14 protein-coding genes are annotated in these 14,814 nt (G+C 37.5%); 2 read left to right on the forward strand and 12 right to left on the reverse strand.

All coding sequences use genetic code 11. The annotated features are described in order from the left end of the window. Positions 1-50: 50 nt before the first annotated feature. The 7 genes from CPT03_RS19700 to CPT03_RS19730 all read right to left on the reverse strand — a co-directional run bounded on the left by CPT03_RS19700 (position 51) and on the right by CPT03_RS19730 (position 8,327). The gene (locus tag CPT03_RS19700) at positions 51-731 is read right to left on the reverse strand and encodes an OmpA family protein (protein ID WP_099440429.1); all 681 of its coding nucleotides are present in this window, start codon (positions 729-731) and stop codon (positions 51-53) included. A 169-nt stretch (positions 732-900) separates the two neighbouring features. Then, positions 901-1,596 (reverse strand): ABC transporter ATP-binding protein, encoded by a 696-nt coding sequence (locus CPT03_RS19705; RefSeq protein ID WP_172954200.1) that lies wholly within the window; start codon positions 1,594-1,596, stop codon positions 901-903. A 5-nt stretch (positions 1,597-1,601) separates the two neighbouring features. After that, a complete protein-coding gene (locus CPT03_RS19710) occupies positions 1,602-3,074 on the reverse strand; it encodes a DUF5687 family protein (RefSeq protein WP_099440431.1) in 1,473 nt (490 codons plus the stop codon). Between the two features lies 1 nt (position 3,075). Beyond that, the gene (locus tag CPT03_RS19715) at positions 3,076-4,356 is read right to left on the reverse strand and encodes a replication-associated recombination protein A (protein WP_099440432.1); all 1,281 of its coding nucleotides are present in this window, start codon (positions 4,354-4,356) and stop codon (positions 3,076-3,078) included. Positions 4,357-4,402: 46 nt separating this feature from the next. Next, positions 4,403-5,635 (reverse strand): DEAD/DEAH box helicase, encoded by a 1,233-nt coding sequence (locus tag CPT03_RS19720; RefSeq protein ID WP_099440433.1) that lies wholly within the window; start codon positions 5,633-5,635, stop codon positions 4,403-4,405. A 72-nt stretch (positions 5,636-5,707) separates the two neighbouring features. Beyond that, positions 5,708-6,442 (reverse strand): DUF4197 domain-containing protein, encoded by a 735-nt coding sequence (locus CPT03_RS19725; RefSeq protein ID WP_099440434.1) that lies wholly within the window; start codon positions 6,440-6,442, stop codon positions 5,708-5,710. Further along, entirely contained in the window at positions 6,429-8,327 is a 1,899-nt protein-coding gene (locus CPT03_RS19730; protein ID WP_099440435.1) for a YfbK domain-containing protein, read from the reverse strand. The genes CPT03_RS19725 and CPT03_RS19730 overlap by 14 nt, the downstream gene beginning before the upstream one ends. A 98-nt stretch (positions 8,328-8,425) precedes the next feature. On the opposite strand from CPT03_RS19730, the gene CPT03_RS19735 reads away from it, so the two are divergent. Next, on the forward strand, positions 8,426-9,004 hold the full coding sequence (locus CPT03_RS19735; protein WP_099440436.1) for an RNA polymerase sigma factor: 579 nt from the start codon (positions 8,426-8,428) through the stop codon (positions 9,002-9,004). After that, positions 8,997-10,100: a hypothetical protein gene (locus CPT03_RS19740; protein ID WP_099440437.1), complete on the forward strand. Its 1,104-nt coding sequence runs from the start codon at positions 8,997-8,999 to the stop codon at positions 10,098-10,100. Before CPT03_RS19735 ends, CPT03_RS19740 begins: the two co-directional genes overlap by 8 nt. Here the strand turns inward: CPT03_RS19740 and CPT03_RS19745 are convergent. The 5 genes from CPT03_RS19745 to CPT03_RS19765 all read right to left on the reverse strand — a co-directional run bounded on the left by CPT03_RS19745 (position 10,097) and on the right by CPT03_RS19765 (position 14,777). Next, the gene (locus CPT03_RS19745) at positions 10,097-11,107 is read right to left on the reverse strand and encodes an inorganic phosphate transporter (protein WP_099440438.1); all 1,011 of its coding nucleotides are present in this window, start codon (positions 11,105-11,107) and stop codon (positions 10,097-10,099) included. The genes CPT03_RS19740 and CPT03_RS19745 overlap by 4 nt on opposite strands. Positions 11,108-11,118: 11 nt before the next feature. Continuing rightward, positions 11,119-11,760, reverse strand: coding sequence for a DUF47 domain-containing protein (locus CPT03_RS19750; protein WP_099440439.1), 642 nt, complete (start codon positions 11,758-11,760; stop codon positions 11,119-11,121). An 87-nt stretch (positions 11,761-11,847) separates the two neighbouring features. Next, entirely contained in the window at positions 11,848-12,876 is a 1,029-nt protein-coding gene (locus tag CPT03_RS19755) for a sensor histidine kinase (RefSeq protein WP_099440440.1), read from the reverse strand. A gap of 61 nt (positions 12,877-12,937) precedes the next feature. Next, positions 12,938-13,585 carry an HD domain-containing protein gene (locus CPT03_RS19760; protein ID WP_099441197.1) on the reverse strand — a complete coding sequence of 216 codons (648 nt, stop codon included), beginning with the start codon at positions 13,583-13,585 and terminating at the stop codon, positions 12,938-12,940. 4 nt (positions 13,586-13,589) lie between these two features. Beyond that, positions 13,590-14,777: a class I SAM-dependent RNA methyltransferase gene (locus CPT03_RS19765; protein ID WP_099440441.1), complete on the reverse strand. Its 1,188-nt coding sequence runs from the start codon at positions 14,775-14,777 to the stop codon at positions 13,590-13,592. Positions 14,778-14,814: the final 37 nt, after the last annotated feature.

Below are 14,814 nucleotides of genomic sequence, written 5' to 3' on the forward strand. Positions count from 1 at the left end.
GAAGTACATAGTACGACGGGTTTTTATTTTATAGGTAGATGTAAATGTTCTTATTTGCCTTGTTGTTGAGCTTCTTTTTTCAGTTGATCGTTAGCAACGATAACAACCTCAACTCTACGGTTAGCCGCTCTTCCTTCTTCAGTCGCATTGTCAGCAATTGGTTCAGAAAAACCTTTACCTAAAGTAATCAAACGTGACGATGGAACACCTTGAGAAACTGCATACGCCTTAACAGCTGCTGCTCTTCTTTCAGATAATGCCATGTTATAGGTTTCAGTACCTTTGTTGTCAGTATGACCAATAACTTTAATGTCAGTTCCAGGATATTGATTTATTGACCCAGCTAGTGATTTAATATTTGTTTTAGCCTGAGCAGTTAAATCTGATTTGTCAAAACCAAAAAGAATACCACTATCAAACTTAACGATAATACCTTCACCCTCACGGATAACTTCAGCATTTGGGATAGCATTTTGTATTTCAGCAGCTTGTTTATCCATCCTTTTACCAATAAATCCACCGGCTGTACCACCAACTGCAGCACCAATAATAGCACCTACAGCTGTATTACCAGCTTTTTTACCGATAATAGCACCAATCACACCACCCGCTGCAGCTCCAATACCAGCTCCTTTTTGTGTTTTTGTTAAACTATCGCAACCTTGAAATGCCATTGCACCAAGAGAAAGAGCGATACTAAATGTTGCTATTTTAAATTTTGAAGTAATCATAATATAATTGTTTGTTTTACTCTCTCCCTAACTCAAACCTAATGCCAGTTTTGTTGTTTCTTATTTTTATTGTCTTTCACCGTTAATTTTTGCAAACATAAATGTTACAAAAGGACAACTCCGTATTTTAATTTATATCAGAGCGACCAAAATTCAGTACAATCAATCATTATTCTGAAAAATATTCTTCTAATTCTTTCAACGTATTTTCATCTGTAAGGAAATCTTTAATCACCAGGCCTTTTTCCAGAAGAATAATTCTGTCGCATACATCTGTAACATGGTTTAAGTCATGACTCGAAATTAGAGTCGTCATTTTATGCTCCTGCTTCAAATTTTTAATTAATGATTTTAGTCGAATTTGCGTAGTTGGATCTAAATTGGCAAAAGGTTCATCCAATATTAGCAGCTCCGGGTTCTGCATCAGCGCCGCAGCAATGCCAATTTTATTTTGGTTGCCCTTCGAAAAATCGCGGATGTACTTACCCTTATTTAAGATCTCATCATTAAAAAACTCAGTATATTGGTTTAAGTAATCCATTACATGAGCAGGGCTAAAATTATGGAGGCCTCCAATAAAAATAAAATACTCTTCAGAAGTTAAATAATCTATCAAGAAACCCTCATCCAGATAAGAAGCAGTATAGTCTTTCCATTTGTCGTGCCTGGCAACATTCTCACCTTTAGAGAGAATTTGACCTGTATTTGGACGAATCAGATCCAGCAACATTCTGAAAAGTGTTGTTTTCCCGGCTCCGTTATTTCCTACCAGGCCAATAGTTTCACCAGCATTGATCTGTAATTCTTCAATATCTACTACGGTTTTACTTCCGTAGACCTTTTTTAGTTTTGAAATTTCTAGCATCGTTATTATTCTCTAAAGCCTTCAGCAATATTATATTTTCTCTTATTAAATTGATTCACCAAAAAGTTAACCCAAAACTCGCGGGTTAGCAGCGCAATAGCACCCACAGCCCCTAAAGCTGCAAGTCCCCAATAAGGGTGGCCTACAAGAAAGAAGGGTAAGAATATTACATAAGGCAACAGGAAATATGGCAACCCCAAAACCCACTGGCTTGCACCCACCCCCTGAAAATTAAAGGTGGCAGCTTTGGTTAAGTCTATAGCTCTATAGTTCCGGGTTGCAAAATAGAGTACTATTATTGTTCCAATACCAATATTGTACAAATAAGCGGCAAACTGAACCGCTAAAATCTTCCAGCTGATAAATCCGTAAAGACTTATGATTAATGTGGTTAAGGTAGACATAGTAGTGAACAGCAGGAACTTAGCTTTAATGAATTTTTTAAAATCTATTTTGTTAACCAATAACCCATCAAAATGAGAAGCCTGCCATCCAAACATAAACTGGCCATAAATACTAATCACACTGCCAGTCATAAAAACGGCGGCAAAAAGCATTGCAGCAAAATTATCGCGCTGCAAAAAATCTTTTTTATAGAAAAGGAAGCCGTAAAAAACAAAGATCACACACATTATAAGGCTAGATCGGGTTCTTTTATGTCTAAGTATTAATTTAAGTTCCAAGGCAACCAAAGTACCAACTTCTCCAAAACGGCCAAGTATTGGATAATCAGTACTCGTTTTTTTCTCCTCATTTTTACTTAATTCTTCTGTATATAAGTTGTTGCGAAGGTATCTGGAGTTGATAAGAAATATTGCCAAAGCAAGTGTACAAAAACCCAGGGCCGATACGGGATGCAAAGAAACTACATTGAATATGCTGTTTGATATTGCCGTAATAGAAAATACCTTAAAATATTCCAATAAGCCTAGTGTTAAAATTGAGGCAAGCATTATTGGGATAACTTTTAAATTGGAAATGCTCATTCGCTTTATATAAAGTGCGGCATAATTATTAAAAAGTGCAAGGGAAATGATAGAAACAATGTACATTAAAGCTACAAATGAGCCATGAGCATCAGCTATTGCAGTTACACAAAACGGAATGAATAAGAATAATGGCAAGATATTGAATGCGGAAAATAATGCTCTTGCATTTAAAAAGTTAACTATAGTTTGTTTAGATATCTTGAGGTGCAGGTAGGGTATTATACTTAGCGTAGGCAAATCCTGCAATTGAAGCCTCATCATCATATCAATAGCAAAATAGTATAAAATAAAACCATTAAATATTACGAAGATATCCTTTCCGGGGAAAGATTTTTCAATCAAAATCTCCAGGCCAAGCCCGGCAATAACAGCTACTGCAAGCAGATAAAGAAGAATAAAACCAATAAAAATTTGTGCAGCAATAGAACCTCCTTTGTTCTTAGAGCGCCAAAAGGCTTTCCATTGATGATTTAGAAAAGTGATGAGCATATTAATATTTGTATTTATTTTTCCAGTTCTGTTTTAGTTTTTCTCTTAATTTTTCCTCTGCAGGATTTTTTCCGGGGTCATATAATTTAGTTCCGCTTATTTCTTCCGGAAGGTACTCCTGAGCAGAAAAGTTCCCCTCATAAGCGTGCGAATATTCATAATCTTTACCATAGCCAATGTTCTTCATGAGTTTGGTTGGCGCATTTCTAATATGTAATGGGACTGGTAAATTGCCGGTTTGTTTCACCAGAGCCTGTGCTTTATTTATTGCTTCGTAAGATGCATTGCTTTTTACCGATGATGCAAGATAGGTAACCGTTTGAGAAAGAATGATTCTCGCTTCAGGATAACCTATTACGTTTACTGCCTGAAAGCAATTGTTTGCAAGTAATAAGGCATTCGGATTTGCATTGCCTATATCTTCTGATGAAAGTATTAATAACCTTCTGGCAATAAATAGGGGATCTTCACCACCTTCTATCATCCGTGCCAGCCAATACACAGCAGCATTCGGATCACTGCCTCTGATGGATTTAATAAAGGCCGATATAATGTCATAGTGCTGTTCACCCGCTTTGTCGTACAGAGCAAGGTTTTGTTGGGCATGAAGCAAAACGTTTTCATTATTTAGTGTTAATTTATTGCCACCAATACCGTTAACAGCAATTTCCAGAACATTTAAGAGCTTTCTTGCATCCCCGCCAGATAACCTGATCAATGCCTCATGCTCCTTAATAGTAATCTTCTTCTCCTTTAAAACAAAGTCTTTTTTAATTGCCGTCTGTAATAATCCAGAAAGTTCAGCTTCATCCAAGGCTTTTAGAATATACACCTGGCATCTTGATAGTAAAGCTGATATCACCTCAAAAGAGGGGTTTTCAGTAGTAGCTCCTATTAAAGTGACTAAACCACGTTCCACTGCTCCAAGTAAACTATCCTGTTGCGATTTGCTAAAGCGATGAATCTCATCTATAAATAAAATAGGCAAACCCATTAAACTATTTTTAAGCTGAGCAGCTCTGTCTATCACCTCCCTGATGTCTTTTACTCCAGAATTTATAGCACTCAGATTGAAGAACGGACGATCAAGCGTTTGAGAAATGATATACGCCAGGGTAGTTTTGCCAACACCGGGAGGTCCCCAAAAAATCATTGAAGGTAGCTGTCCGCTTTGTATGGCCTTTCTTAGTACAGCATCAGGCCCTACTAAATGTTTCTGGCCAACATATTCGTCCAGATTTTGCGGACGCATGCGTTCAGCTAAAGGAGGGAGGTTTTGCATAAAAGTAAAGATACAAAACCCCAGTTTAAAATATCATAGTTTTACACTATGATCCTGTGTTTTTAGCCGGCTTCTTTTTCCAGAATTTACGTTTTGGTTTATTGTGGCGCACAGGTTTTTCTGATAAATCGGCAGCTGTTTCTAAAGGAGCCTCACCCAGGTGTTCCGGTAAAGGCATTCTTTCAATTTGTTTCTCAATCAGCTTTTCAATACTTGCAAGTTTGCGCTTGTCTCTGTTATTAACAAGTGTAATTGCAGTACCTTTGGTAGCAGCCCGTGCAGTTCTGCCTATACGGTGTACATAATCTTCAGCATCATGGGGCACATCAAAGTTAATTACCAGGTCAATACCTTCCACGTCAATACCACGACTTAAAACATCTGTGCCTATAATAATAGGCAGTTGTCTGTTTTTGAATTTTAGAAGAATACCCTCTCTTTCTTTTTGACCAAGATCCGAATGAAAAGCTTCGGCCTTAAGGCCAAGATTTCTAAAAACCTTACCTAAATTTTTAACTTTTTCTTTTGTTGATGCAAAAACAATAATGCTCTTGTATTCATCAGTTTTTAGAATAGACGAAAGTAAAGGAACTTTTTGCTCGTCGTGTATAAGATAAACCTGCTGTGATATCCCTTCGGCAGGTTTCGATATTGAGATGTTAATTTGTTCAGGATGTTTTAGCAGTGATCCTGCCAGTTTCCTGATTTTCGGAGGCATGGTTGCAGAAAACATTACGGTTTGCCTGTTCTCAGGAAGATAGCTTACGATTCGCATGATATCGTCGTAAAAACCCATATCAAGCATCCTGTCTGCTTCATCCAATACCAGATGTTGCAGTTGATCTAATTTTAAAACTCCTGATGAAAGGTGAGAAATCAGGCGGCCGGGAGTAGCAATAATAATATCCACGCCTTCACGCATCGATCTCTTTTGCTGCTCATAGGCAATTCCATCTCCACCACCATATACAGTTAGCGAGCTAATGTTTGTGAAGTAAGAAAGTGCTTCAACCTGTAAGTCTATTTGTTGTGCGAGTTCGCGTGTAGGCGCCAGAATTAGAGTATTGTTATGACGATCTTCAGTTGCTGCAATCATATTCATGATAGGCAAAAGGTAAGCGCCAGTTTTTCCAGTTCCCGTTTGTGCACAGGCAATTAGATCTTTTTTACTTGAAATGAGAGGGATTGCCTGTTGCTGGATGGGCGTGGCATCACGAAACCCCATCGCCGATAACCCTTCAAACAAGTCAGGGTTAAAATTAAAGTCTTTAAAATCCAATATACTTTTATGTTGTTTGTATTATCTGTATAAAAGTAACCTTTTTCTTCTATAATCTGGTAAATATACCCGCTACTTTTTCTTGTCAGCGTAACCAAATACTTTTTGCAGTAAGCTTGTAGATCTTGCCCCTATATTATCCCTAATTTTAAGTTCTTCCTGGGCAACCTGTATAAACATTCCATCTATAGCTTTTTGTGCTACATAGTCAGAAAGGTCTGTAGATACAGGCTTTACCAAAGGAATTTTATTATATTGATTGGCAGCATCGCCCCAATATTTTGTAGCGCTAACCTTGTTTAAGCTTGTTGTAATAACAGGTTTAAATTTTTCCATTAACTGGGCTGTAGTAACCCTTTTAAAATACATAGTTGCAGCATCCTTGCTTCCAAGCAGTATATTGGTCGCATCTGCAATTGTCATTTGTTTAATTGCAGATATGAATATTGGTTTAGCTTCTTTAGCTGCATCCTCTGCTGCTCTGTTTAAACTGGTAATTACATTATCAGCAAGCGAGCCTAAGCCAACACTTCGAAGGGTCTTTTCCACTTTTTGTGCTTCAGGTGGAAAAAGAATTTTAACAGCCATATTTCCTAAAAAACCATCTTTTGCCGAAAGCAGATCAGCACCATGTGATGTGCCTAACTCTAAAGCTTGCTTAATCCCCAAACCCATTTCAGTTGTTGTAGGGGTACCACCTGTTTGAACCTGATTTAGTATCTTTCCAATCTGAGCCTGGCTCTGTACATCACAACTGCTTAATGTTGCTACTGCTAATGCAAGCAGGTAAAGTTTATTTTTTTTCATTCAATGCTGTCTTATCCTCCAAACTTAACAAATCTTTAGCCAATAATTTGGCTGATTTAGCTAATTTGATGAATTCAGACCTATAACCTTCATTATCATTCCCAACTGCATTTTGTGCATTTCTGATTACCTGGTCAAAGCTTGAATTCTGGCGAAAATCAGATTGCCTTAATAGCATCCCAAATTCAGCAACAGCAGCACTGAACCTAAAATTGTTACTGGTTTTGTTAAATGGAACACTGGTATCAATTACAGGTTGTTCAATTAACTTGCTTACGCTTCCATCTGGTTGTTTATATCGTAGTTTAACCGTTAAAAGTTCTTTGCTATTTCCCAGAACAACAGGTTTGCTATTACTCTGGTATTTCAAATCATCTACACTACCCGAAAAAGTACTCTTAACGCCAACAGGAATAACTTCATACAGTGCTGTTACTGTATGTCCGGATCCAAGCTCTCCGGCATCTTTTTGATCATCATTAAAATCTTTAGCTTTTAGCATACGGTTTTCGTAACCAATTAATCTGTAAGATTGCACTTTCGATGGATTGAACTCTATTTGCAGCTTTACATCTTTGGCAATAGTGAACAGGGTTCCACCAAATTCATTGACCAAAACTTTTCTTGCTTCTGTGATATTGTCAATATAAGCATAGTTTCCATTGCCTTTGTTGGCAAGAACTTCCATCTTACTATCCTTGTAATTACCCATTCCGTAACCCAGAGTAGTTAAAAAGATCCCGCTTTTACGTTTTTTCTCAATAAGCTTTTCCATGTCATCATCCCTGGATGCACCGACGTTAAAATCCCCGTCAGTAGCAAGTATAACCCTGTTGTTCCCACCCTTGATGAAATTTTCAGATGCCACTTTGTAAGCCAATTCTATTCCTTGCCCGCCTGCAGTAGATCCTCCTGCACTTAACTTATCCAGCGCATCCTTAATTTTAATCTTCTGATCGCCCAGGGTAGATGGCAGTACCAGGCCTGCATTACCTGCATATACTACAATGGCTACTTTATCTGAAGATCTGAGCTGATCAGTCAATAATTTAAATGATGAAACAAGTAAAGGAAGTTTATTTGCCTGGTTCATTGAACCTGATACATCAATAAGGAAAACCAAATTTGAAGCGGGCAATTTCTCAGTTGAAATCGTGCGGCCCTGTAAGCCTATCTTTACCAGTTTATGGCTTGTATTCCATGGCGCATCGGCTATTTCTGTTACGATATTAATCGGGTCTTTGCCTTTTGGCTGTGGGTAATCGTAATCAAAATAATTGATCATTTCTTCTATTCTTACCGCATCCGCAGGTGGTAGTCCCCCGTTATTAATGAATCTTCGTATATTAGTATAAGAGGCGGCATCTACATCAATTGAGAAAGTTGAAAGCGGATTTTTGATAGCGTTCCTGAATTGGTTTTCTTTTATTGATGCGTAAGATTCTGATGACTCGATTAAAACGGGTACGTCCATTACAACGTTCGCCTGATTGATGCCCCTAATTGCCATCGTACCCCTTGATCCGGGTGCTCCAGTCATTGCCATCTTTGCATAACCAACTATTACTTCCTCCCTCAAGGACACCATTTGTTTTTCCAATTTAACATTTAGCACGGTACCTGTGATTTTTGATGTGAAAGATTTATAACCGATGTATTCAAATGTTAAAGTTTGTTCATTTTCAGGAACGGAGATAGTATACAATCCGTTTTTACCTGTCATTGTACTAATCCTCTTATCTAGTGAAAATACAGATACCCCGGCGAGAGGTGTTTTGTTATTCTTATCCGTAACTATTCCTGTAATAGTTCTAACAGTATTTCTGGGAGTCTTGAATGCGGCAAACAGTAAAACAATAAATATTGGGAACAATAGCTTTTTCATAATCATCTGGTTTTTCTAAATGATGTAAGCTTTGCAGAAATTCCACACCAGTCTCGAAAAATATTTTTATACTTGAGAAAATTATACCTGAAAGACCTTTGAAGTTTATAAAGAATAACGCCAGAATCCAGGAGCAGGACGATGCTGCTTTAATTGCGCACTACAGGCATAGCGGCGATCTGGAATCCTTGGGCATACTTTATAATAAATACATGCACCTTGTATTTGGTGTGTGTTTAAACTATTTAAAAGACGAAGAGCAGAGTAAAGATGCAGTAATGCAGATTTTTGAAGAGCTTGTGGTTAAGCTTAAAATTCATGAAGTACAGAATTTTAAAAGTTGGTTACATGTACTATCCCGTAACCATTGCTTAATGACGCTTCGCAAGAATTCAAAAAATACAACTGTTTCATTAGAAGATACTTTTGTGGAAAACACAGATTTTGTGCATCTTGATATTGATGATACAAAAGAGACGAAACTTACCGTTATGGAAAAGTGTATGGAAACACTTCCCGAAGAGCAACGCGTAAGTGTAAACTTGTTCTATCTGCAAGAGAAGTGTTATAAAGAAGTGGCGGATATTACCGGCTACGATATGCTGAAAGTTAAGAGCTATATCCAAAATGGTAAAAGGAACTTAAAAATTTGTATAGAAAAGAATAGTGGTGAATAACGATTGGTTAGATATAGCAGTTTTAGAAGATTATCTTGATGGTAAGCTCGATGCCAAAACTATGAATAGGGTTGAGCGTGAAGCGCTTGAAGATCCTTTTGTAGCAGAGGCATTGGCTGGCTTAAGTATGTCGCCTAAACGATCCTTAGAGTCACTTTCATTGCTCCAGAAACAATTGCATGAACGTGTTGCTGAGCACCATTCTGCTAAAAAAGCGACAGTAATTACCTGGCAACGGCTAAGTATTGCCGCAGCCGCAGCGGTTATATTTATCTCTGTTGGTATTATTTTCTGGATGAAGCAAGTCAACTATCAAGACATGGCTTCAAAACAACCCAAAAAAATTGATGTAAACATAGCTCCAAAACCAAGCAGTGATAGTATGATCGAAAATGCAGGTGCTGTAGCAACAGTTAAAACAGAAAGCACAGATAAAACTGCTACTGAAATTGATAAAGCTATAAAAGCTGTTAAAACTAACAGTTATGCAGCCAATTCAAAGGCTAAATCAAAATCTATAACAACTAGCCCCGAAACAGCTCCTGCTGCTGAAGCAACTGTAGCGGCGGCGCCTATTTCTGTAGCAAGAACATCAAATGATTCAAGCGCCGCATTAAATGAAGTTGTTGTTGCTGCTTATGGGAAAAAGAAAGCTCCACAGGCTTTAGGTGCACCCGGAGTAAGGGGAGAAATTAGAATAAGAGGCCTTGCAACTCCTCAAGATGAATTTAATGATCCTTATGCTGTAAGGTTCACTATAAATAGTAAAAATATTAATGATGTTCCAGTAGCTCGTCAAAATCAGATTGTGCAAGGCGTATCAGCAAAAACATCAAAAGCAACTCATCCTATAACTGGCTGGCCAAAGTTTAATAGTTACCTGAGCGAGAATAATAATTATATAACAGATGCAAAGCAGGGACAATCTGTCGAATTCAGATTTGAAATCAAAGACTTCAGACCTATAAATATCACAGTAATACGTGGCTTTTCAGAAAGATTCAATAATGAGCTGATTCGGTTGATTCAAACAGGGCCAGATTGGGATGTGCAGGACACTGCACATCCGATCGTATTTCTTACAATTGAGTATTAAAAAAACAAGTGTATAATTCCGTAAACAATTGCAGCTAGTGTTGCAGAAACCGGAATAGTTAATACCCATGCCCAAAGCAAGCTAACGGTAACTCCCCAGCGTACTGCCGATACTCTTTTTAATAAACCAACACCTACAATTGAGCCGGTAATGGTATGTGTAGTAGAAACAGGAATACCAAAATGTTCTGTAATACCTAAGGTTACTGCACCTGCAGATTCTGCAGCTACACCTTCAAAAGCATTTACTTTAGTGATTTTAGAACCCATGGTTTTTACAATTTTCCATCCACCACTCATAGTACCTAATGCAATTGCAGCATAACATGAAATAGGAATCCATTCAGGCATTGGGTCTCCGGTCTTTAAAGCATTTGCCGCCACCATAGAAACATAAATGATACCCATTACTTTTTGAGCATCATTACCACCATGGGTAAAACTTAAGGCCGCAGAAGAGATTAGCTGTAGTCTTTTAAACCACTTCTCAGCTACAGATGGCCTTGCATTTTTGGAAATATGCAAAATGATAATCGAAATAATAACCGAAATGATCATACCAATTACAGGAGCCAGAACAATAAAGGCAACAACTTTTAAAATTGGGGCAAGGTTAATTGCCGACATTACGCTTGCGCCTACTGTAGCTGCTTTTGCCATACCAGCACCAGCAAAACCACCAATTAACGTATGCGATGAACTTGAAGGGATACCGAACCACCAGGTAAAAAGATTCCAGGTTATGGCAGCAATAAGGCCTGCCAGGATAACTTCAAGTGTTATAAAATTCTCAACAACAGTTTTGGCTATGGTATTAGCCACTTTATGATCTGTAAAGTAAAAATAAGCAGCAAAGTTAAATACCGCTGCCCATAGCACTGCCTGAAAAGGAGAAAGCACTTTTGTAGAAACGATGGTAGCAATTGAATTTGCTGCATCGTGAAAGCCATTTATATAATCAAATCCTATTGCGAGGATAATTACAACAACCAATAAGGTAGTTACCATTTTTTGAAGGTTTAAGCGTTCTTTACCAAAATAGATTCCAGCACATTAGCCGCATCTTCACATTTATCAGTAGCCATTTCAAGGGTCTGTAACACCTCTTTTTGTTTGATCAATTCAATAGCATTGGTTTCAAATTCAAACAAACGGGCAATTGCTAAATTACAAACATAGTCGGCTTGATTTTCACCGCTGTTAATCCTTACACAGGCATCGGCAATAACGCGAATATTTTTAAAACTTCTTAATTCTCTGATTGCTTTATCCAAATCGGTACACATTTCTACCAAAAGCTCAGCAAGTTTGATCATTGCATCACCTACATTTTTAACATTGTATAATTCAATGTTACTGGCCGAAGCATGAATGTAATCAGCAATATCATCAACCGCACTAGCTAGCGCGTGGATATCTTCCCTGTCAAAAGGAGTGATGAAGTTCTTACTAAGTTCAAGGAAAATCGAATGAGTAATGTCGTCTCCAACATGCTCTAAACGTTCAACTTCCTTAATGTACTCTTTTCTTTTTTCTACATCAGTTGCACTTAATGCAAGCAATAGCGCTTCAGAAATTTTTAATACGTTACTTCCAGCCTGTTCAAATAGCGGTTGGAACTTTTTGTCTTTAGGGGTGAAGAACTTAAAAATACTATTCATCTTTTATAAAATATGATACAAAAGTATGAGTACAATGTTAAGTTAATGTTAAGTGTTAAGTTTTTTTAACTAAGCGAATTAGGATGGTTAGCCAACCTTTTCAAGTGTAAAGGCAAATGTTGTTCCGATCTGTAAAGTGCTTCTTACAGATATAATTTGCTGATGAGCTTCAAGTATATGTTTTACAATAGCTAATCCCAAGCCTGTACCACCTTCTTCTCTCGATCTGTGCGAATCAATTCTATAAAAACGCTCAAATAAGCGAGGCAAGTGTTTTTCGTCGATGCCTATTCCATCATCAGTAACCTCAATTAAATACTGGTCATGAAGTTCAAAGATCTTTATAGCGGTTGAGCCTCCGTGTTCTCTGCCATATTTTAAAGAATTCTGAATCAGGTTAATCATTACTTGTCTGATTTTTTCTCTATCAGCATTTACAAATGCCGGATGGGTGTATTTTTCCTTAAAAGACAAGGTTATCTCTCTAAGTTTTGCCTTATCCTCTAAGCCTTCCATTACCTCTTTTGCCAGCAGAACAAAGTCAAATTTCTCGTAATTAATCGGAATTTCACCTGTTTCTAACTTCGATATGGAGTCAAGATCATTTATTAAATAACTTAACCTTTCAACATTCTTGCCGGCCTTAGTTAAAAATTTGGCAGCTTGTTCGGGATCATCCACAAGACAATCTTGCAAAGTATCTATATAGCCTTGTATAGCAAAAAGAGGAGTTTTAAATTCATGCGAAACGTTAGATAGGAATTCTCTTCTGAACTGCTCCTGTTTCTTTAAAACATCAATTTCACGCTTTTTGGCCCCTGCCCATTCTTTTACTTCTTGTTCAACATCGTTAATAGGGTCGGAGCTCACATATTCTCCAAGCGCATCTTTTAAATCCTTACCCAGTTTTAAGTTGTGAATAAGCTTATATATAAGTACTATTTTAGAGTAAATGTATTTTTCGAGCAAATAATAGAAAACAATAAAACAGGTTAAAAATGATACGCCAAACGACATCAGCATAAAATACCAGCTATGCTGAAAGTAGAAATTTACAAGGCCTATTGAAATACCAACGGCTAATGCGGCAATTAAAACCAATACACTTAATTTCATTGTTTTATCCAAATTAACTGTAAGATAGAGCGCTTACAGGTGCAGGCAATTTACAATTATTTTATTTCATTCCGGCCCACTCGTTATAAAACTGATCAAGATATTCCTGCATAAAATTATGGCGTTTTTGAGCTATGTTTTTTCCTGCCGGGGTTTTCATTAAATCTTTAAGCAAAAAGAGTTTTTCGTAAAAGTGATTAACAGTAGGACCCGTACTATTTTTATATTCTTCTTTACTCATATTCAGGTTAGGTTTAACCTCAGGGTCATAAAGTACCCTGTTTTTATAGCCCCCATAAGTAAATGCACGGGCAATTCCGATGGCGCCTATTGCATCCAGCCGGTCCGCATCCTGAACAATGTCGAGTTCTTTTGAATGAAAAGTAACGGTTCCTAAACTGGCCTTATAGCTTAAATTAATAATGATCTGCTTTACATGTTCAATAATTGATGAATCAACACCTATACTTTTAAGAAAATCGCCTGCTATACGCGGACCAATTTCCTCATCGCCATCATTAAATTTCGGATCTGCTATATCATGTAACAGCGCAGCCAGTGCAACAATTAATTCATCGCCTTTTTCTTGTTCGTTAATTGTTAAAGCAGTTTTGTAAACGCGCTCTATATGAAACCAATCGTGACCCGCCTCTGCATCTGCTAATGTTTCTTTAACAAACTCAATTGTTTTTTCAATTATAGGGTTCATTGGCTTAGTCTTTAACCGGCCTTTCTCCCTCAGGTCTTCGTGAGCCATCATACAACTCATATTCAAGCATACGACAATCTAGTTTTCCGTTGTAGAATTCTATTTTTCTTGTAGCTTTCAGTCCTATTTTTTTGGCCAGATCAGGATTTCCGGTAAAGATATATCCAAAATATCCTTTACAGTTCTGTTTCATAAAATCGCCCATGCGCTTGTAGGTTAATTCCAGTTTAGAATGCACCCCTAAACGCTCACCATATTCAGGGTTAAATACAACCACGCCTTTGCCGCCTTCAGGAACCATTGTTTCAGCAAAATCACAAACTTCGAAAGTAATCAATGTATCGACTCCGGCTGTTTTTGCATTTCTGCGACTTACATCTACTGCATCTTCAGAAATATCAGTAGCGATGATCTGAAGTTCAATATTTTTTATTACCTGATCTTTCAGAATCCTTCTTTCAGCAAAAAATATCTGTTCATCGTAACCCATAATGTGCATAAAACCATAGTTCATTCTAAATAAACCTGGCCTGCGATTGGTTGCAATCAGGGCAGCTTCAATTGCCAATGTTCCTGAACCACACATTGGATTTACAAAAGGAGATTTCTGATCCCATTGTGTGCTTAATACCGTTGCGGCGGCAAGCGCCTCTAACATAGGGGCTTTTCCCGGAATTTTACGATATCCGTGCTTAGCAAGTGTTTCGCCCGAAGTATCAATAAATACGTCTGCATCATTATCTTTCCAGTATAAATGGATTACGGCTTTGTTGGCATCAGAACCTGAATTAGGCCTAATGCCTTTTTTGTCTTTAATACGATCAACTATTGCATCCTTTACCTTTAAATTGGCAAAAAGCGGAGTAGTAATAGTTGGGTTATCCACATTTGAAGTAACAGAAAAATACCCTGAAAAATCAATTAATTCTTCCCACGGGATATTCACCATTTCGCCGTAAAGCTCTTCCGGATTTTTTGCTTTAAAGCTTTTTAAACAGTATAAAATCTGGCTGGCACACCTTAAATTTAGATTTAGCCTAATACATTCAGATAAAGTGATGTTTAATTCTACCCCCGTAGGGAAATCCCTTACTACATCATAGCCAAGGGCTTTAACTTCATCTAATAAATACTGCGACAGGCGCTTATTGCAGGTTATGATAACCTTGCTTTTTGTGTGGAAAACTTGCATAATTAATTGTACGAAGTTATCAATAAAAATATAGAGA

The sequence above is a fragment of the Pedobacter ginsengisoli genome (assembly GCF_002736205.1).
GTDB classification, from domain to species: Bacteria; Bacteroidota; Bacteroidia; order Sphingobacteriales; family Sphingobacteriaceae; genus Pedobacter; species Pedobacter ginsengisoli_A.